We start from the raw sequence: 20,499 nt of genomic DNA on the forward strand, positions 1-20,499 counted from the left end.
GCTGGCGAGGTTGTTGCGGGAGTTCAGGGTGTCGGGGTGGTCGTCGCCGAGCACCCGCTGCCGGTCAGTGAGGGTCTGCTCCAGCAGAGGGACGGCGCGGTTCAGGTTCCCGGCCGCCTGGTAAGCGCTGGCGAGGTTGTTGCGGGAGGTCAGGGTGGTGGGGTGGTCGTCGCCGAGCACCCGCTGCTGGTCGGTGAGGGTCTGCTCCAGCAGAGGGACGGCGCGGTTCAGGTCCCCAGCCGCCTGGTAGGCGTTGGCGAGGTTGCTCTGGGAGACCAGTACGGCGGGATGGTCGGGGTCGTACACACGATGTGCCAGGGCCACGCACCGCTCCAGGTAGCGCACCGCATGGCCCAGTGCGCCCTGGCCTTGCAGGTACCGGCCGGCGGCGAGGAGCAGGCCGTATGCGTCGGCGGTGTCGGTCTCCGCGGGCATGCGCGCAAACATGGCGTCGAGGTGGGGCAGCAATGCCCGCCACCGTGGCCAGAACGCCGGATCGTCAGGCTCGGCCGGGTGGGCTCGAGCGAGCAGGTCCACGGCGCGAGCGCGGGCGGCGGTGATGGCGGCGGGGCTCCGGTGTGGATCGTCCGGGTTGCCGGTGCGAGCCACGGCCTGGACCAGGCGGTGCACGGTGATGCCCGCGCCGTCGATGTTGATCATGTTGTAGGCGGCCAGCCGCCCCAGCGCCTGCTGTACCAACGGCGCCGACTCCACGCCGTCCAGCACGTCGCGGGGGAGCGCCTCGGGCGCGTACCACGCCAGAATGCGCAGCAGGTCCCCGGCCAGCGGGGTATCGGTGAGCCGGTCCAGGGTCAGCCGCCAGATCTGTGCGATGGTGCGCTCGGCGTCGCCACCTTCAGCGGCCTGGTCGTACATCACCGCCGGATGCGCAGCGAGCAAATCCAGGTAGGCGCGCGGACTCAGGCGGTTTTGCCGTAGGTAGGCACCGGCCTGCTCAATCGCCAGCGGCAGGCATCCCAGCTCGTCCACCAGCTCGGCCGCGCCGTCCAGATCGGCGCCCGGCCAACCCGCGGTGGCGATCCGGGTGAGCAGCGCAATCGACTGCTCCTGGCTGAGCACGTCCAGCCGCAGCACCACCGCGCCCACCCGGTGCCAGCCCTCGCCGAGCCGACTGGTCACCAGCACGCGCCCGTCCGGGACGCGGCCCAGCAGGTCGGTCAGGTGGCCGGGGTGGGTGACGTTGTCCAGCACCAGCAGCCACCCGTGGTGGCAGGCCAGCCAAGCCACAGCGCGCTGCGCCAGCCCTTCCTGCGGCAGGACGGTGGCCAGCTCGGGCTGGAGTGCCACCGCCAGCGCGGCCAGTCCGGCCTCGATCGAGGCCGGACTGTCGGCGGTGATCCACCACACCGGGTTGAGCCCACCGGTGTGGGAGGCGGCGGCATAGCGGGCGGCCAGCGTGGACTTGCCGATGCCGCCCAGGCCGTGCACCGCGGCCACCACCACCGGCCCCGCTCCGGCCAGCGCCTGCTCCAGCTCGGCCAGCTCGTCACCGCGGCCCACGAACAGGAGGGACAGAGCGGGCAGGTTCACCAGCCGCGGCGGCGCGTCCACCTGCGCGACCGAGCGCAGCGCCTCGGCCGGCAGCACCGTCTGCTGCTGCACGATGGTCTGGTCGCGGCCGGCCTGGTTGACCCGGGCCTGGCCGGAGGCGGTGGCCTGCATCCGGATGTCCCGTTCCGGGGAAGGCGGCGCGGAGGGCGAGTCAGCCGGTGGGGCGCTCACTGCTCGGTGATGGTCTGGTCGCGGCCGGCCTGGTTGATCTGGCCCTCCCCGGTGGCCTTGGCCCATTGCTGCACACTGTGCGGGTCCTGGCCGACGTCGCCCGGGCCCGTGCCGTCATCGCCCCCCGCCACCGGCGGCGGGGAGCCGACGTGGAGGTCACGGCCGGCCTGATTGACCCGGCCGCGCCCTGCGGCCCTGGCCCGTTGCCGCGTGCCGCCGCTGCCGCGCCGCTCGGCGACCAGCCCGTAGACCGCTACCGCGAGCCCGGCCAGCGCGACGAACAACCCGATCACGCTGGCCAGCTTGTCGGCGTCATCCAGCCCTACCCGGGCGAGGTAGATACCCAGCCCTGCCAGGGCCGCCACCGCCACCGCAGCCCCGCCCCATACCCATCCACGTCCGCGCATAACGGAATCATCGATCACCCGGCAAGATCACACCACGCGATTGCGGGACAACACCCGCCGCTACGCCCACACCCTCCGGAACGTCCCGGTCCCCGAGATGACCTATGACCAACTACCGGGAATAGGTCTTCCCGAAAGTTACTGATTGGTAGAGCGATGATCACAGACAAGAGCGAGCGACGATCATAGGTCAAAATGATCAAATGGGACCATGGCGATCAGACCGCATTTCCTCAGATATATAACCAACTCCGGCCTGCCCATCATTGTGACTGCGGTCTTGGCTCCGATCGGCTTCGTCTCGGTCGCCATACTGGGATACCGGCTCATCGCAGAACCTCAGCTTCGCACCCTGCCCGGCTACGTAGTCATCATCGGCGTCTTTGCCATCGCAACCGCTCAAGTGCACATAGTCCGGATAACCATCACCGCTCAACGCCGGATGCTGGCGGCGACAGGGCAAGACCTCAGCGAGCGACTGCGCGAACGGGCGAAAGCCGTCAACGCCGCCTTCACCGAAGCCGCCCGGCTCATGGAAGACCTCCAGCGCGACCTCGCCGCCCAACAGGCCGCGCGGGAAGCCCTCCTCGCCCAAACCGAAGAGCAGCAGCGGCTCTTGGAAGTCAACGAGGAGCAGGCCGAGAAGATTCGGCAAATCCTCGTCGGCGAAACGAAAGCGACGATCCACGCTGAACGCCGTCAGCAATGGCTGTTCTTCGCCCTCGGCGTGTTCGCGTCCATCCCCATCGGCGTTGCCATCAACCTGCTTGTGCCCTGACATGTGCAGGTTGTAGCTGGCCCGGTGCTCCCGAGGCTGCGCCGAACCGCAAAGTAGCTGAGATCTTGAACAGCGGTGATGCGTTGATCCGGTGCCACCGTTTTCGGGACCACCCCACGGCTGATCATCTACGGCGTCCGGGAGGGTGAAGTGCCCGCTTGTGATCAGGAAACCATCCCCGTCGGCGGAGCGTCTGCTTTACGGTGAGTGATCCCGCCCCTTGGCGCTGTCCGCGTCGAGCCCGGCGGGCACGGAGCCGACGATGAGCGAGGGGCGGGCGCGCGTGGAGATCGAGTTGGCGGACGCGGTGGCGGCGGTGCGCGATGAGCTGCTGGAGGCCGCGGTGCGCGGCGCGAGCAGCGAGATCGCGTTCGCGGTGGGCCAGATCGAGCTGGAGTTCGCCGTGGAGCTCAAGGTCGACGCCAAGGCCAAGACGGGCTTCAAGGCGTGGGTGGTCTCGGCCGATGCCGAAGCCGGGATCGCGCGGGGCCGCACGCACAAGGTGAAGGTCACCCTCACGCCCAAGCACCGCGACGGGGCCGATCTGCTGATCGCAGGCCGGCCGGACGCCGCGGGGCCGGGGGACGTCTCCGGGCACATCGGCCGCTGACCTGCTGGCTGATCCCGCCGGGCGCGGAGTGTGCCGGGCCGGGGTTGGTTCGTACCAGCAAGGAGGGTGAAGGGGGCTCGTGGAGGTCGGGCGGGTGGTCGCGGTCGACGGCGCCGCGGGGCCGGGGTCGGGGTATGTGGTCGCGCCGCATCTGGTGCTGACCTCGGCGCACGTGACCGGCGGCGCCGGTACGGCGGTGCGGGTGTTTCGTCCCGGGCAAGATCGTGTGTACGGCGGGCGGGTGGCCTGGGCCGGCACGCCGAACGGCCGTGACGACGCCGCGCTGGTCGTCATCGACGATCCCGCCTGGCAGGGTCCGGCCGCGCCGGTGCGCTGGGGCCGCACCGTCACCTACCGGCCGAACCTCGGCGCGCAGACGTGGGGCCGCCCGCAGCTGGTGCAGCGGCCCGGCCAGGCGACCGAGTGGCTGCAGCCGTCCGGGACGATCAATCCCGGTGACCGCTACGCCGGCGACCGCTACGTGCTGGCCCTGGCCGCGCATCCGCCCGCGCCGACGGCGGACGGATCGTCGCCGTGGGGCGGGTTGTCGGGGGCAGCGTTGTTCTGCGAGGACCTGCTGGCCGGGGTGATGGCCGTCGATCCGGCCGGGCGCGCGCACGCGCACCTGGAAGCCGTGCCGGCCTACGTGCTGCACCGCGATCCGGGCTTTCGGGCCGTGCTGGCCGAACACACCGGCCAGGAGCAGGCGGTGCTGGAGCCGATCGAGTTCCAGCACCTGGCCGAGCACGCCGACCCGGCCACCACCACGGTCGCGGGGACGTCCTCCCCTGCGGCGTTGCTGCGGGCCCGCCGCCAGGTGGTGCCCTTCTCCGGCCGCGAGCACCTGCTGAAGGACCTGCACGCCTGGGCGGAACGGCCCGGGTTCGGCGCGCATCTGATCCATGCCGGCGGCGGGCACGGCAAGACCCGCCTGGCCCAGCAACTGGCCGGGCAGCTGGCCGCCTCCGGCTGGGCGGTGCTGTGGCTCAGCGCCCGCGCCCGCGAGGCGGGGCTGGCCGTGGTCAAGGACGCGGCCGCGCCACTGCTGGTGGTGGCCGACTACGCCGAGTCGCGCACCGACCAGCTCGCCGCCCTGTTGGAGGCGTGCGCCCGCCATGGCGGTGGCACGCCGGTGAAGTTGCTGCTGCTGGCGCGCACCGCCGGCCCGTGGTGGACGGCCCTGCAGGCCTCCTGCCCGGCGGCCGAAGCCCTGCTGGACGGTGCCCCGGTCACCCAGCTGACGCCGCTGGAACCCGATCCGGCCTCCCGACGGGAGGCCTACCGGCGCGCCGCCACCGCGTTTGCCACCGCCCTGACCCTCACCCCTGGCACTAGTGGGCAGCCGTGGCAGGAGTTGGCCGCGGCCCTGCCGCCGCCTGCGGCAGGCCGGGCCGGGCTGGACAACGCGCTGACGTTGCACATGACCGCGCTAGCCGACCTACTGGACACCGCCGCTCCCGCACCCGGCTCCAGCCCTCAGCCCGATACCGCTTCGCCCGACCGAGCCGAAGAAGCAGGCCCGGTGGAGGACCGGCTGCTGACCCACGAAAAGCGCTACTGGACCGCTGCAGCGGTCGCGCACGGCCTGCACCCGGCCCCACCCCCGACGCGCCCGCTGCCCGGCACGCTCACCGATGCCCTGGCCGCCGCCCTCACGTTGGGCGCGAGCAGCCGGGCCGAGGCCGAGGCACTGCTGCGCCGCGTGCCCGGCCTGGAGTCCGCCGACCGCGACCGCATCGACGGCATCTGCGCGTGGATCGCCGCAGTGTATCCGCCGGCCGCAGGCGCGGTGTGGGGGGCGCTGGAGCCCGACCGGCTGGCCGAGCGCTGGTGGGGCCGGCGCATCCAGACCGACCCCGGCCTCGCCGACCACCTAGTAGCCGGGGCCGACCCGAAACAGGCCGCCCGCCTGCTGACCGTGTACGCACGCGCCACGGCCCACCCGGTCTTCGACGGCGGCCTGGGTGAGGAACTGACCGGGGTGTGTGTGCGCCACCGGCAGGCGCTGGCCGAGCCAGCGATCCAGGTCGCCACCCAGGTCGAGACCCCCGGCCCGCTGTTGGCTGCGCTGGACCGGCTGATCGACGACCCTGCCGCCGGGGTGGAGGAGCTGCAACGGTGGTCGAATCGGCTCCCGCATTCCAGCCAGGCCCTGGCCGGGTGGGCGGCCCGCCTGAGCGAGTGCCTCGCCGGCCATTACCGCAGCAGTGGTGACCTGCCCGGCCTCGCCGGCAGCCTCAACAACCAGGCGGTCCGGCTGGGCGGCCTCGGGCGGCGCGAGGAAGCGCTGGAGGCCATCACCGAAGCCACCGGCCTCTACCGCGCCCTGGCCGACGCCCACCCCGACGCCTTCCTCCCCGACCTCGCCGGCAGCCTCAACAACCAGGCGGTCCAGCTGGCCGATCTCGGGCGGCGCGAGGAAGCGCTGGAGGCCATCACCGAAGCCCTCACCATCCGCCGCACCCTGGCCGATATCCATCCCGACGCCTTCCTGCCCCACCTCGCCGGCAGCCTCAACAACCAGGCGGTCCATCTGGGCGGTCTCGGGCGGTACGAGGAAGCGCTGGAGGCCATCACCGAAGCCACCGGCCTCTACCGCGCCCTGGCCGATGCCCACCCCGACGCCTTCCTCCCCGACCTCGCCATGAGCCTCAACAACCAGGCGGTCCATCTGGGCGGTCTCGGGCGGTACGAGGAAGCGCTGGAGGCCATCACCGAAGCCCTCACCATCCGCCGCACCCTGGCCGATATCCATCCCGACGCCTTCCTCCCCGACCTCGCCATGAGCCTCAACAACCAGGCGGTCCATCTGGGCGGTCTCGGGCGGTACGAGGAAGCGCTGGAGGCCATCACCGAAGCCCTCACCATCCGCCGCACCCTGGCCGACGCCCGCCCGGCTGTACACCAGACCGAACTGGAGCAGTCACTACAGGTGCTGGCCTGGTTGCAGAGTCTCAGCGACGAGGATGGTGCGGCGAACTGACTGCGCTCCGTTCCCATCCGCTGCGACGGCGAGTCGACGCCTCCTAACCCAATCGCATTTCGGTTTTCCGGCTGGAAACGAGATGGCCCAGTTCCTCTCTACTTCACCTGTCCCAACCGACTGTTCTGTACGCGTAGCATGCCTCTGAGCTGTAGGTTAGCCATCATCAAGGGAGTGATAGATTAACCGATAGACCGATAGGGAGACCGATAGCTCGATATGGCGCGAGGCAGATAGAAAGGAAAGATAACAAGCAAACAGTTACAGGGATAGGGGAATACTAAGCATGCTTACCAGATACCTAACGCACACGCTGGATAGGGAAGTTGAAGGCGCGCGCCGGATCGTGAGCCCATACAGCATCGGAGGCATGTTTCCAAGGGACGGAGGTTGCGTGTCAGACTACGAGCTCATAGCCCCACCACATGAGCAGGAACACTCGTGAGTGCAACCCCCGAGACTGCAACCGCAGCCACCGACACAGAGCTGCCGCCCCTTGACCGTGTGATCGCGGTCGCCAACGACAAGGGTGGCGTGGGCAAGACATCGATCACTGCGAATTTAGCGGCCCTGTACGCCGCTGCTGGTTACCGCGTGCTGGCACTCGACCTCAACCGGCAGGCCAACCTCTCCGACGACCTCGGATACCGAGGGTCGGGCATTGACGACCAGGGCCGTGGCCTGATCATGTCGTTGATGACGGATGCACCGTTGGCACCGGTTGCGGTTCCCGGACGTCCTGGGATGGACGTCGTCCCGGGTGGTACGGCTCTGGGGGACCTGACAGCGGTGATGGTGGGACGGGTCAGCTCGCAGGGCCGACAGGCGTTCGGGGCACTGGCCCGCGCCCTGGTTCCGGTCGCCGGTGCTTACGATCTGACCATCATCGATACGCCGCCCGAAAACACGATGCTCGTCGACTTGGCGCTTGGCGCGGCCCGGTGGCTGCTGATGCCTACGAAGACCGATGGCGGCGGTGTTGTCGGTATGCAACTACTTGCCGAGCGATTCCTGATCGCCCGGGAGATCAATCCGGCTCTGTCACTGCTCGGCGTGGTGTTGTTCGGTACCTCCCGCACGGCCACGGCGGTGCATCGCGGAGTGCGCGCGCAGGTCGAGCAGGCGTTCGGTTCGGGGTCGTCACCGATGCTGACAGCGATGATCGGTCATTCTGAACGGATCGCGGCTGAAAGCCGCGCCTCAGGCAGGGTGGCTCACGAGCTGGAAAGCGATGCAGCCAACCAGCCCGCCTGGTGGCAGTCCTTGCGGGCGGGCGAGCGGGGTGCGCGGCGTATTCCTCCGACCGCCGGCAACGTGGCCGAGGACTACCGGAAGTTGGCGGCTGAGGTGCTCGACCTCCTGGCGGCCGCCGAGGGGGCACAGTGAGCGATCCGTCGATGCGTGAGCCGGGTGCGCTCGGCGCCGTGTTCGGTACACCGGCAGCGGGCGGGTTGGGGGGCCGTCTGCCGCGTCGCAGTGCTCCTCCGGCTGAACTTGCTGCCCCTGCCCGTGCTGCGGTGGAGCAGGTCGCCCCAGTGGCCGAGCCTGCCACGGCCGTACCCGATGCTGCTCCTACGTCCTCATCAGCTGCGTTACCGGCGCTCGACGTCGACCAGCGGCCCACCTCGCCTGCGCGGCCTGCGCCAGCGTCCGACGACGGAACCACCTATCAGGTGAGCGTCTACGTGATGCCCGAAGCGTTGCGCGCGGTCGAGCAGGTGCGGCGGCGCAGCGGCCGCACGAATGCCGAGATTGCTTACGACGCGCTCGACGCGGTACGGGATCGTCTGGCCGAGCTGGTCAACGATCGGCGCGGCCCGGCGAGATCGGCCGACAGCCTGTTCCCGGGGCGGCGTAGCAGCAGCACGCGACAGACGGCCGCCCGGGAAGGGCGGCGGGCCTTGTGGTCGATCCAGGCCACCGCCGCAGAGATCGCTGTACTTGACGGGCTGGTCGACGACAGCGGTGCCCGTTCCCGTAGCGAGGTCATCTCGTGCGCTGTCGAGGCGGTACATCTGCCGCGCCGACGCCGCGGTAGCCGGTAGACGCATACGTATCGAGAGGCCTGTACGACGTACATGCGAGGCCTTCCGTGCTGTGTCCTGATTGGCGAATGCTCGCCTCAGGTCACCAAGAGGCGCCCAGGCCTCCAAGTCTGGGCGCCTCGTCCTGCTGGTGATCGATCCGCCTATCGGCGGATCTTGGGCTTGTCTGGGTGCGGGCAGGTCGCGGGACTGGTGGTGGAGCCCCCGCAGGTTGCGCATTCACTGACCGGCTTGGGTCCGCTGGAGGCGGGAGCCGGCGGTTTCTCCTTCCCCTTCGCCATCATTTGCCGGCTTTCTTGGCGGCGTCGCGAGCCGCCTGCCGGTTGGCTTGCTCCTGGGCGAACTTCTCGTCGTAGGCATCGCGGACGCTCTGCGGCTCACCGCCGGGCCACTGACCGGTGACCTTGCGGCCCGGGTCGTACGTGCGGGTTCGTGCCATGATGGGACTCCCTTGAAAGAGGGGCCCCGGGGTGTCGGTCTTGGCGGATTCAGCACCCTGGGGCTTTGTCATGTCCAGGGCAGACACCCTGGCTTCTCCACCATGAACCCAACACAGATTGATTGTCAACAATCACACCAAGATTGATTGTTGACATAGAGGCGTGGTATCACTGTTGACACCGCTTCCCGTATGGTCAGGAAAAAGACCACGCGAGGAGGAGTAAGAGCCGGTGAGAGAACCGGAGGAAGGCCGAGAGGAGCCCCAGGACATGACAGCCGCGGCGCCAGAGGCCGAAACCATCGTGCAGTTTGGCGGCAGGATCCCGAACAGCCTGCGACGACGGGTGCGGATGGCAGCGGTAGCCCAGGACAAAGATGCTCAAACGGTCTTACGGGAGGCCCTGGAGGAGTACGTGACCCGTCACGGTTTCTGACCAATTCATACCCGGACGACGGCGCTTGATCTTGCCGGATACACCGCCGCCGCCCGGGGTTGACCACCAGAAAGGGACTTTCTGATGTTCGGCATCAGCCTAGGGCGCGATACGCGTCCTGACGACGACGGGGGCGGCCCCGTCAACGGACACGCTCACGGGGAGCGGTCTCCGCTGACGCCCTGGTCGAATGACGCAGGGGTACGGGAGATCCGCCACTACAAGGTCAACCCGCGGCAGGACAAGAAGCACGACCGGCTTCCGGGTCGCCTGCTCGGTGTCGCCGGCGTCGTGATTTTCGCTGCGCTGATCGGTGCGGGCATCGTCGCCTACGAGGCGCAGCGGTTGTTCGCGCTCGCGCACAACCACGCCCCGGGCGCCGCGGTGACTGCGGCGGATCAGTGGCGCGCGGTCGTCATCGCCGCGCTGCCGGATGCGGGTTGGATCGCGATGGCGCTGGTGGCTCTGGTCGCGGCGCTGCGCGGGCAGTCCTCGCTGCGGGCCCGGGTGGGCGTGCTGATCTTCTTCGGGCTCTCGCTGGGCGCCCAGGTCCTCTACGCTCCGCCGACCCTGCAGGGGCTGCTGGTGGCGGTCATTCCGCCGATCACCATGGCGTGGATGCTGGAGACCTTCGTGGTGGAGGTCCGCCGCTGGGCCGGGGCCCGGAACGGTCTGGAGTTGGACGAGAGCCCGATCCTGACCGGCGCCCTGCTGGCGTTGGCCCGGCTGCTGCGGGCCCTGCTCGGGCTGGTCATGTGGCTGGTACGGCTCGCCGTCTCCCCGCGCAGCACCGCGAAAGGGTTGCACGCTTGGATCCTGGACACGGCACCGATCGCGCCGGGGCAGACCCTGGCCAGCATCCGCGCGGCCGAGGCGGCCGAGCGGGCCGCTGGCGCCGAAACCACGGCCGAGCAGGTCCGCGCGCAGGCGGCCGAGCAGGTCCAGGCCATCGAGGCCGCGGCCGCGGCCGAACTGCAGCAGATGGCCCAGCGTCTGGCCGAGGTCGAGCGTGAGGCACGCGAGCAGGTGCGGGCCCGCGAGGTCGCGGCCGCGGCCGAACGCGAGCAGATGACCCGGCGCTTGGCCGAGGTCGAGCGCGCGGCGCGCGAGGAAGAGCGGCAGCGGGCCCGCGCCCAGGCCGAGGCCCTGCGGTATGAGGTCGAGCGCCTGGGCGAGGAGCTGACGCATGAGCGCCAAAGTCGCGCGGCGCTGGCGGAGCTGGCCGAGGCCAAGTCGGGCCGGGAACGGCTGATCACGCTGTATGAGCGGCTCGGCGCCGAGGGCGATCCCCGCTACGGGGACCTGACCCGGGCCTCCGAGGTCGCCCGCGAGCTGTACCAGCGGGCGGGCCTGCACAGCGAAGGAACGGCCCGCAACTACCTGTACGAGCATCTCAAGGCCGAGAAGAGCCGCGAACTGTCGCCCGCGGGCGCCATGATCGAGGGGAGTGGATCGTGACCGGAGGTGAGCGCGTGACCGACGAGACTCCCCTCACCTGGGATGCCCACCTGGCGCGGCCACCGGCGTGGGCGGCGCTGACCGCCCCGCTCGCCGCGCCGCTCCTGGCCGCTGAGCCGCCGCTGCCGTGGGAGATGATCCCGGGGTTTTGGGGCTGGGCCGGGCTGGTCGCCGCCGGCGTCACCGCGGCGGGCCTGGCGGCGCGGGCGGCCCGGCCGCGCAAGCCGCTGCTGCCGCTGCGCTTTCGGGTGCGGCTGGGAATGCACCCGGGCCCCGGGTTCGCCGGCCTCATCGAGCTGCGCCGCGGCTACGGCCTCGGCCCGGCCCGCGCCATCGCCAAGCGCTCGCGGCCGTCGCTGACGTGGAAGGATCGCCGCTTCGGACCCGCGCATGAGTACGCGGTGTTCCTCGGCTGGGCCAAACCGCTGCGGCGGCGGGCGTATGCGACGCTGCGCGATGTCACGCTGACGATCGCCCCGCCCCAGCAGGGCAAGACCGCCGCCGCGGCCGGCCGGGTCATGGACGCGCCCGGCCCGGCGCTGGCCACCTCGATTCGCGGGGACCTGATCACGCTGACCGCGGGGGTGCGGCAGCGCTGCGGGATGCTGCACGTGTTCAACCCCGCCGGGGTCGGCGACTACGGCAGCACGTTCAAGTGGAACCTAGTGGCGGGCTGCCAGGACGCGAGCGTGGCGATCCGCCGGGCCGGCTACCTGGTCGCCGGCATCAAGGCCTCCGCGGTCACCGACGGTAGCTTCTGGAGTGATCAGGCGGTGCTGACACTGGCCGGCTACCTGCAAGCCGGTGGCCTGGTGCGGGTCACGCTGCGCACCGTGCACAAATGGATCGTCACCCGCGATGCTAAGCCGCTGGAGATCCTCCAGCAGCACGAGGGCGCCCAGGAGGAATCGGTGCTCGCGGTGGCCGAGTACCTGGCCCTGCCCGAGCGCACGCAGGCCTCGGTGGCCACCACGATCCGCAACGTGCTGAAGTTCATGGCGCACCCGGCGGTGGCCGAGGCGCTGGAGCCCCGGGCCCGCGAAGAGCTGTTCGACGTCGAGCAGTTCCTCGCCAGCCGCGACACGCTGTATCTGGTAGCCAACGCCGACAACCAGGAGCTGGCGCCGCTGTTTTTGTGCTTCGTCTCGGAGCTGTTCAACCGGGCCGTGCTGGAGGGCTCGCGCAGCCGCACTCAGGCGCTGGATCCGCCGTTGACGATGGTGCTCGATGAGGTGGCCAACATCTGCCCCGTCCCGGTCGACAGCTGGGCCACCTACGCCGCCGGGTCCGGTGTGGCGCTGCACCTGATCGGCCAGGCCTGGTCGCATTTCAAGGCCCGGTGGGGCGAGGACGGCGCCGATGTGATCTGGCAGGCCGCCACCTGCAAGATCGTCTACACCGCCTCCAGTGACACCGAGATGATGGAGCGCGTCTCCCGGCTGCTGGGGGATGTGCGCGTGCAGGTCGACACCGAAAAGGTCTCCAACGGCACCGATTCCCAGGGGCGGCCGCGCTACCGCAACCGGCCGATCTTCGAGCGGGTGCCGGTGCTGCCGGCCGCCGAGCTGCGCCGCCTGCCGCCCTGGCACGCCGCGGTCATCCTGGGCTCGCGTAAGGGCACGATCGTGCAGGTGGAGCGCGCCTGGAAGCGCGCCGACTACAAGCGGTGGGTGAAAAGCGGTCAGCCGATCATGCTGCCCGGGGTGCCGGTGCGCCATGCCCCGGTGCCACGTCCGGAGCTGCTCACCCCGCCGGCGGCCCGGCCGGGCCCGGTTCCGGTGCCGGATGAGCTGACCTCGCGGCGACAGCAGCGCCGGCAGGCGCCGCCCACGCTGCCGGTGCGGCCGGCCGAACACGGGCAGGCGGCCGCCCCGGACGGCCCGGCGGTACAGCCGTGGCGGCCGTGGGAGCCGCGCCCGAACAGTGAGGGCGGCTCGTGAGCGAATATCTCGGAGACATCGCGGGCCCGGCCGAAAACGGCCGGGCCTCCGGTCTGGGCGCGGTGCTGTCGGCCGTCTCGGCCATCAGCGTCGATGTCGGCCGGCTGCGGGCCACGGTCGAGCACCTGAGCGGCGAGCAGGCCGCCACCGCGGCGCACCTGGGCCGCCTCACCGGCTTGCCCCGGCTGGTCGAGCAGCTCCAGCGTCAGGCGGCCGAGGCCGAGCAGCTGGCCGAAGAAGTCGCCCGCCTGGCCCAGGCCGTGGAAGACCTCGCTGATTCCGAGCCCGCCGAGCCGCCGCTGCGGCCCGTCGACTGGGCGCACGTCCCCCTCGAGGAACGCGGCGCCTGGCTGGCCGACCTGGTGGCCTGGGTGCGGGACGTGGTGTTCGTCGGCTGGCCGCCGGCGGCCGAGCGGTTGCGCGGCTGCTGGCCGCGTCATCTGGACCTGGTCAACGATGTGGCGATGCTGCGCACGCTGTATCAGGCGGCCTATGAACGCTCCAGCGGCCGCGCGCACCACGCGGTCGAGTTCCGGCGGATGCTGGAGGAGGTGCTGCGCACCGCAGATGCGCACACCCGTGAATGCCCGGGTCCGGGGGAAGCCCGGCCGCACCTGGTGCCGCTTCCGGCTCGCGACGACACCGACCAGCTCCGCCAGGCTGAGCGCGTCGGCGTGCTGGGGGAGGTCTACCGGCTGACCGAGCAGGCCAACCACCTGGCCACCCCGCCCGACCTGCGGGCCGCGGCCACCGAGCGGGCCTCGCGCCTGTTCTCCGAGCACCGCATCACCCAGGCCGAATACCTGGCCTACGAGCAGGCGCTGACCGCGAGCAGGGCCGCGGCCGACACCACGCGGCGCCCAGCGGGGGGCCCGTCGGTCTGAGGCGGTGGACCGCAGGGAAGGGGCGCGTACCGGTCACCCGGGCTGCGCCCCTTCTTCGTCATCTGGGACTTCATGCTCTTCGCCCGTTCGCGCGTAGCGCCCGTCCCAGTTCTTCGCCCGTTCGCGCGTAGCGCCCGTCCCAGTTCTTCGCCCGTTCGCGTGTAGCGCCCGTCCCAGTTCTTCGCCCGTTCGTACATCCATTTAGTGCATGCATGCACGCGCGCAGGTACGATAGGGCCATCGAACTTTGTGGATCGACTTCACGAAGGCCCCAGTAGTCATCCTGAGAGGTCTACCCCTCAGCTGGCATTGAGGCGTTACAGCAGGAAACCCCGTATCCCAGGCCGGTCAGCATGAGTACGGGGCTCCCGCTCTACATGGGGGCGGCTTCCGGGGTACCTACCGGGAGCCGCCTCCTGCGTTGAGGAACCAGTCAACCAAGATCAAGCAACCGCGCACTACCAGTGCGGGCCACTCACCAAGGCTGGTCGGATTCCGTCGCTTCTTCTTCCTCATTCCGTTCCCTTCGGTATGGGCCCGGGTGGTTCAGGATCGCGGGCCCCGGTCGGTTGATCCCGCGGGAACCTGCCGACCATGAACGGCAATGAGGTTCTGAAGTTGCACAGCTCATCCTAAAGGGCCTTAGTGGTGATCGCATGAGATCCTTGACGGCAAGTCACGGCAAACTGCCAGGTCAGGCCCTACAGGCGCTAAATGAATGTACGAGGTCTTAGGACGCCTACCGCTGCGACCTTGGATGATGACCTTAGGAATGAGTAGGAATGAGCGACTCGCCACAATAGATGTGTGATGTAAATCACATACATTACGTGATGATCTTCCTGCTCACACTCGTCGCACCCCGGCGGCCGCCTGCTCACCGTCCTGGTGCTCGCCCTCGACCACGCCGAGCCGGGCCGACCCCTCCCCCCGCTCCCGCTAGCTGCCTAGGTGCGCGACTGTCACCCGGGTTCGGTCAAGGGTGGCCGTAGGCCATCGCTTGCGACGCCGTAGGCGCCCTTGACGGGTTCCGGGTGCCGCGCATCATCAGGCAGCGGGGAGCGGAGGGGAAACCCTTGCACCGTGGGGGTCCTCGACCACAGCAGACAGAAAGGGGCCGTACACCGATGATCGGTGTACGACTTAACCCTGATGATCAGTTCGGAGGTTCGTCCGATCGAGCGATCAGCCATAGCAAGGTGGCCTCGACGCCAACGCCGTAGCTTCGGTGCTCTTGGCTCCGACGCAGCTCATGACGTCCGTAAGCGATCTCCTCGCCGAGGATGGCCTCTCGCCACATCTCTTGTGCGGAGGGAAGGCGGTTATCGCTCTGGCGGTCACTGAGTGGTGCGCGCGGTCGGCGTCCCGTGGCCCAGGCGATGGCATCGAGGATGCCCCGCCGGTAAGGCCCGTCCGTCATCTGGGCATGAGCCACAGTCTCGACTTCGGCGATGCGCTGCGGGCTACGGATGATGCCCATCCGAGACCGTGCCTCCTGCTCGCGTGCGGTCAGGCCCTTCCTTGCTCCGCCTGGGGCGTCTAGGCGCCGGCGGAGTTCCTCACGCTCCTGTGGCGTCAACGGGGTCATGTCCGGGAGAGGGCCAGCTTCCGCGGCGATCTCCCGCCATGGCCGCATCAGCGGACGCTCGTCGGGCGCGGGCGTGCTCATGCCTGCCACGGTAACCCGGGCCCAGCGGGGTCGACCATGACCGGTCACAGCGACATCTCGTCCCAGTCGGCCTCGGCCGCTTGCTCGGCCTGCCGGTACTGCTCGGCCCGCGTCGTCTCCCGCTGCTCCAGCTCGGCCCGCTCGACGGTCAGCCGCTCGTGCTCCCGACTCGCGGAGGACTCGGCCTGCACCCGCTCGGCCTGGCTGCGCCGCAGGCGCTCGTTCTCCTCGGCCTCGCGCTCGTCGCGGCGGCCCAGGGCGATGTTGCGGGCGGTGCGGGCCCGCAGGATCGCCGTGCTGATGGCCTGCCGGACCCGGCCGCCGGCCCCGGTCGGCTGACCAGTCTCGGCCTGATCGGCGTCTGCCACCTCGCCGTACAGGTCGAGCATCGTCTGCCCCGGCACGGCGGCCTCGGGCTCGGCTTGGCGCTCGCGCTCGCGCTCGACTGCCTGGTCGACCTCCTCGACCTGGGCTCGTTCCTCGGTCGGGGCCTGCGGCTCGGGTGCGGCGAACAGGGTGAGCTGGTCGGGATGCACCTGCTCGGCGCCGGCCTCGGCCTCCTGGCGCTGCGGGGGTTGCACGGCGGCGGCCGCGCGGTGCAGCGGCGGGAGCAGCTCGGCGGCGACCTCGGGTCGGCGGCGCAGCTCGGCATCGGCGCGCATGGCCATCACCCGGGCGTCCTCGGTCGCGGCGTGCCACGCCTGGCGGGCGGCGTCCATCTCGGCGAGCTGGGCGCGGCGCGTCTCCAGCTCGGCCGCCATCGCCGCATACCCGGCGGCCTGGCTCTCCAGCGCGGCCCGCACGTCCGCACTCGCCGCGGCGGCCGCCTGGGCGCGCAACCGCTCGGCCTCGGCCGCGTGCTCGCGGGCGGTGATCGACACGTGCTTGAGGTCCTCGGCCACGTACTGCGGCGCCCACCGCGCCTCGCGCTCGTAGCGGGCCCGCATCACCCACAACTCGCCCAGGCTCGCGGCCGCGATGTCCCGATCGGCCTGCGGCCGCCCGAGCGCGTCATAGGCCGCATACCAGGCAAGACGCTGCTCAGGGTTGGTGCGGCGGGGGGCGGCGCCGATGGCATCGACCGGGGAGGCGTACCCGTACTGCTCGCGGTAGGCCAGCACACGCCCGGCCCGCTGAATCCACTCCCCGCGCTCGACCGGCTCGGCCGGCGGCGGCCCGACCTGCTCGACCAGCCACGCCGGGGGTCGCTCGGCCGCCCTGGCGCCCAGATCAAGGGTGCGGCGCTCGGCCTGCATCGCCAGGTCCGACAGCAGCCGATCGATCCCGGGCAGGCCCGTGCGCGGGGTGCGGGCCATCCAGGTGCCGCGGATGTAGGACTCGGCCGGCTCCAGCGCCTCCAGGTCCACGCCCTGGCGCTGGGCGGCCTGGGTGATGCGCCAATGCAGCGTCTTCGCCAAGGAGTCGGCGCTGTCCAGTTCCCGCTGGGTGATCACGGCATCGAGGATGCGGTGCGGGTCACGGCCGGACAGCTCCAGCTCCCACAGCAGCCTTCCCAGGCTGCCCTTGGCCTCGTCCATGCGGAGCTGGGCGGCCTCCTCGGCGGTGAGGGTGCCGCGCGCTTCGGCTTGGCGGATGTAGGCATCGGGGAGGTTCTCGCGCACGCTGTCGAGCCACATCGCGTTCAGGTGGCCCATGTGGGTGACGCGCTCGGCCTCGGCCAGCATCGCTTCGGTGGCGGTCTGGTCGTCCTCGGTGCGCTCCAGCGCGGCCGCCAGCACCGCCAGACCGGCCCCGGCCCACACTTCTTCGGGGAGGTCGCGGGCCTGCTCCGGGCCGGGCCGCAGATCGGCCTGCCGCTCGGGCTCCACCACGGCGTAGGCGTAGTTCCCGGACCGGGCACGGCTGAGCATGACGTACAGCATTTCCCGCGTCACCCGCTCGTCCACGATCGCGTGGCAGGTGTCCACCGTGCGGCCCTGGGCGGCGTGCACGGTCCCGGCGTAGGCGAGTTCGACGTGCTCGGCCACGTAGTCACCAGCGATGGTGACCAGCTCGCCGGGGCGGCCGTCCTTGTCCAGCAGGCGGGCCTTCAGCGTGCCGGCGCCCACCGCTTCGACTTGGAGCACGTCGCGGTTGGTCAGGGCTCGACCAGTGTCCCCGATCGTGACGTCCTGCTTGTTCTGCCTGGCCATGATCAGATCACCGACACCCGCGGTGTTACCGTCCCGCAGCGTCACCCCGTGCTCGGCGACCACGCCGTAAGCGGCCAGTTCCGCGCGCACCTGGGCCGACAGCTCCGCCGCCTGCTCGTTCGTGGGCGCCAGAAGCAGCGTCCGCTTCCCGGCAAGCAGATCAGCCACATACGCACGGCGGGCGGCGCTCTCCATCACCTCGCGGTCACCATCGAGCAGACGGCCGCGCCGGTCGTACTCGCCGAGCACCTGCACATCTCCCTCGCGCAGCCGAAGCGAGGCTTCCCGCTCCCATACCTCGCGCATGCGCTCGACGTCGACCAGCTCATACGCTCCACCGGTCGTGATCACCTGGCGCATCATGCCGCCGACCCCAGGCGCGCCGAGCTGCGCGGAGTCACCGGTCCATACGACCTTGGCGCCGGCGGCCGCAGCGAGCTTCTGGATCTGCCGCATGTGCGCGGTGGTCACCATGGACGCCTCGTCCACGACGATCAACTGCCCGGGGTCTACCTGAGCCGCTCCACGTTTGATCGCGTCTAGCCACCGCTCAATGTTGTGGGCGGCATCCAAGCCTTCATCTACCAGGACATTTGCAGCGTTCTGGCTGGTGGTCAGGCCCACCACGGTTGCACCGGTCTGCTCGCGCCACACCTGAGCCAGCCGCGCCACGGTGAAGGACTTGCCCGCGCCGGCGGCCGCCGACAGCACATCCGTCCGGCGCCCGCTCGTCAAAATCCCATACACCGCGGCCGCCTGGTCAGCGCGAAGCGACGGCTGCTTGCCCGCCACCCGATCCGCGCTCGCGCCGAGCGGGCCCGCTCCGCTGCCGCTTCCTCCGCCGCCGGCGGTCGTCCCGCCTGTCGTTCCTGCGGAGGCGGTCGGCTCAATGTGGAGCGGGCCACCGAGCGGCGACGGCTCAGGCGAAGCGGGCGCGATGCCGAGCAAAGCGGCCGCCGCTTCGGCGGTGAGCCGGGGCGCCCCCTCAGCAAGCGCCGAAGCGATCACCGCCGCTTCGACATCAAGCTGGGCGGCGGTGGTGTAGCGCTGCGCGCACGGCGCCTCATACATGCTGCGCCCGTCCGCGGTCCGCAGCTCGGCCGGGACCTCGACCAGCTCCGGGGCGTTGAGCAGGCGCACCCCGGCCGGGCCGGCCGGATCGAGCGCCATGTCCGCGAGCTCTTCGAGCAGCGCTTCGACCCGCTCGGCCGGCAGACCACCCAAGTGGTCGGGCAGGTGCGCGTTGAGATGCCGGATCAGCTCATACCGCGAAAACGTCGCCTTGGCGGCCTGGGCCTCGGTCACCGCGGCCTCGACCACCCGCCGCACGTTCAGCTCCGCCAGCCGCTTGCGCGCCCGCTCGGCCCGGCCTGGATGGAAGCGTCCAAGCACCGCGGCCGGGATGTCGCGCAGCCGCTTGATCTCTTGTTCGTTCGTGCGCTGCTCCCACGCGCGCAACTCCTCAGCGCGGGTGGGAGCGTCGGCGAGCTTGGGCTTTCCCGCCTTGGTGGCCTTGGTCGCGTCTTGGGCCATCTTGAAGACCGCTCGCGCGCTCGGCGCCCGGCCGTGCGCCGCTTCGTAGTCGGCGATGCGCTGCTTCAAATCCTCGGTCACCTGCACCCGGCGCGTGGAGAACGCTTCGATCTGCGCTTCGGTGACCCCGACGACCTCCCGGCCGTGCCCGTCCGGGCGAGATCGCCACTCCACCCCGAGCGTGCGGGTGAGCTGCTCTTCCATCACCCGCTCGCCCACCGCGGCGGCCGCCGCCCGCACCCGGTGCAGCGCCCGCGAGTCCAGGGAGCGCCATTGGCCGTCCGCGCACAGCTGCCGGTTCAGCACCGCCTGGTGGACGTGGAGCTGCGGCTCGCCTTCGCGGTTGGTGTGCTGGCGAAACTGCGCCACCACCCACCGGCCGGCCTCCGTCCACCGCCCGGTCGAGCGGCCCTCGATGCTCACCCCGTGATACCCCGTGCGGGCCGCCCCGGCATGGTCACGGGCATAGGCCAGGCTCGCCGACGCCCCGGCGTGCACCGCCTCCCACACCGCCTCAGCAGCCCGGTCGTAGGCCGCGGCCTGCTCGGCGTTCCCAGCCTCCTTGGCCGCCAGCGCGGAGGCCTGCAAGCCCGCGTGCAGCAGGGACACACTCTTGACCGGCGAGAACGTCAGATCGAAGAAGTAGACCGCCTTGCGGGCGTCCTGCTGGGCCTCGATGCGCAGCTGATCGCGCCGCTCGGCCGTGGCCTCCGGCTCAGCGGCCAGGCGCGCGGCCAAGATCGCATCAGCGGACTTGAACTCCTGCGGACGCCGGCCGAGCCGGGCCTTTTCCTCATCCGGGATTTCCTTGCTGAGGAACTCCGGGTCACGCGGGTCGAGAAAACTCGAAAAAAGCTTCTCCATCACCGCGGCATCGACCGTGCTGCCGTGCGCGAATCCCAGCGCGGCCGCACCCTCGCCCCACCACACCCCGGGAGGCTCCCCATGCTCGGCGACCGCGGCCAAGTAATAGTTCTCCGCGCCCTTGCCGACCGACCGCGTCAGATACCCCGGGTCGTAGCCGGCCGCGATGCTCAGCACGGGCTCGACCTCCCTTCGGGGCGCCGCCCCGGCAGGGGCGCACACGATCACAAGCGACACTCACTCTACCATGATCATTAATAATGCCTAGGTGTGTTGTGATAGATCAGTTGAGATAGGTGAGCTGCAGGGGAGGAGCGTGAGGTGATCGGTGAGAGAGGAGGGGAGGAAGAGGGAGGGCCGTGAGAGCGACAGGGAGACCTGTGGATCATGGTGGACGGAGGGTGGGAACGCTGGAGAATGAGGGCCTGAAATCGTCTTGCTGAATGGTCGGGGAAACCGAACGAAAAATCCCCGTAATTCGAGTGGCCCTCCACCATCAATCCACCGGTAAATCGCCTGCACGTAGACCGCTCTCACCGCCGACTGCCGTGGAGCCG

At 70.3% G+C, this 20,499-nt stretch carries 13 protein-coding genes; 8 read left to right on the forward strand and 5 right to left on the reverse strand.

Going from position 1 to position 20,499, the window contains the following annotated elements:
- Together fxsT and HS048_RS36480 are read right to left on the reverse strand one after the other, a co-directional pair.
- A partial coding sequence (gene fxsT / locus HS048_RS36475; protein WP_196470380.1) for an FxSxx-COOH system tetratricopeptide repeat protein occupies positions 1-1,683 on the reverse strand: 1,683 nt, incomplete at its 3' end.
- Positions 1,684-1,739: 56 nt separating this feature from the next.
- Positions 1,740-2,150, reverse strand: a complete 411-nt coding sequence (locus HS048_RS36480; RefSeq protein WP_196470381.1) for a hypothetical protein — start codon at positions 2,148-2,150, stop codon at positions 1,740-1,742.
- Between the two features lie 211 nt (positions 2,151-2,361).
- Here HS048_RS36480 and HS048_RS36485 point away from each other — a divergent pair, with 211 nt between their 5' ends.
- The 5 genes from HS048_RS36485 (at position 2,362) to HS048_RS36505 (ending at position 8,566) form a co-directional block, all read left to right on the forward strand.
- Positions 2,362-2,928, forward strand: a complete 567-nt coding sequence (locus HS048_RS36485) for a hypothetical protein (RefSeq protein ID WP_196470382.1) — start codon at positions 2,362-2,364, stop codon at positions 2,926-2,928.
- A 262-nt stretch (positions 2,929-3,190) separates the two neighbouring features.
- Complete coding sequence (locus HS048_RS36490) at positions 3,191-3,538, forward strand: trypco2 family protein (RefSeq protein ID WP_230882669.1); 348 nt, start codon at positions 3,191-3,193, stop codon at positions 3,536-3,538.
- 79 nt (positions 3,539-3,617) lie between these two features.
- Positions 3,618-6,521 carry a tetratricopeptide repeat protein gene (locus HS048_RS39060; RefSeq protein ID WP_196470383.1) on the forward strand — a complete coding sequence of 968 codons (2,904 nt, stop codon included), beginning with the start codon at positions 3,618-3,620 and terminating at the stop codon, positions 6,519-6,521.
- 441 nt (positions 6,522-6,962) lie between these two features.
- On the forward strand, positions 6,963-7,907 hold the full coding sequence (locus HS048_RS36500; protein ID WP_196470384.1) for a ParA family protein: 945 nt from the start codon (positions 6,963-6,965) through the stop codon (positions 7,905-7,907).
- Positions 7,908-8,194: 287 nt separating this feature from the next.
- Positions 8,195-8,566: a hypothetical protein gene (locus tag HS048_RS36505; RefSeq protein WP_196470385.1), complete on the forward strand. Its 372-nt coding sequence runs from the start codon at positions 8,195-8,197 to the stop codon at positions 8,564-8,566.
- Positions 8,567-8,846: 280 nt separating this feature from the next.
- Here the strand turns inward: HS048_RS36505 and HS048_RS36510 are convergent, their stop codons facing one another.
- Entirely contained in the window at positions 8,847-9,005 is a 159-nt protein-coding gene (locus tag HS048_RS36510) for a hypothetical protein (RefSeq protein ID WP_196470386.1), read from the reverse strand.
- Positions 9,006-9,525: 520 nt separating this feature from the next.
- Here HS048_RS36510 and HS048_RS36515 point away from each other — a divergent pair.
- Genes HS048_RS36515 through HS048_RS36525 form a run of 3 tightly spaced genes read left to right on the forward strand, consistent with a single transcriptional unit; the run spans position 9,526 to position 13,723 of the window.
- On the forward strand, positions 9,526-10,899 hold the full coding sequence (locus tag HS048_RS36515; RefSeq protein WP_196470387.1) for a hypothetical protein: 1,374 nt from the start codon (positions 9,526-9,528) through the stop codon (positions 10,897-10,899).
- A gap of 14 nt (positions 10,900-10,913) precedes the next feature.
- Positions 10,914-12,839, forward strand: coding sequence for a type IV secretory system conjugative DNA transfer family protein (locus tag HS048_RS36520; protein WP_196470388.1), 1,926 nt, complete (start codon positions 10,914-10,916; stop codon positions 12,837-12,839).
- Entirely contained in the window at positions 12,836-13,723 is an 888-nt protein-coding gene (locus HS048_RS36525) for a hypothetical protein (RefSeq protein WP_196470389.1), read from the forward strand. The genes HS048_RS36520 and HS048_RS36525 overlap by 4 nt, the downstream gene beginning before the upstream one ends.
- A 1,156-nt stretch (positions 13,724-14,879) precedes the next feature.
- On the opposite strand, the gene HS048_RS36530 is transcribed toward HS048_RS36525, so the two are convergent.
- Together HS048_RS36530 and mobF are read right to left on the reverse strand one after the other, a co-directional pair.
- On the reverse strand, positions 14,880-15,392 hold the full coding sequence (locus HS048_RS36530) for a hypothetical protein (protein WP_196470390.1): 513 nt from the start codon (positions 15,390-15,392) through the stop codon (positions 14,880-14,882).
- A 44-nt stretch (positions 15,393-15,436) separates the two neighbouring features.
- The gene (mobF, locus tag HS048_RS36535) at positions 15,437-20,119 is read right to left on the reverse strand and encodes a MobF family relaxase (protein WP_196470391.1); all 4,683 of its coding nucleotides are present in this window, start codon (positions 20,117-20,119) and stop codon (positions 15,437-15,439) included.
- Positions 20,120-20,499 lie beyond the last annotated feature (380 nt).

The sequence above is a fragment of the Planomonospora sp. ID91781 genome (genome assembly GCF_015711595.1).
Taxonomy (GTDB): domain Bacteria; phylum Actinomycetota; class Actinomycetes; order Streptosporangiales; family Streptosporangiaceae; genus Planomonospora; species Planomonospora parontospora.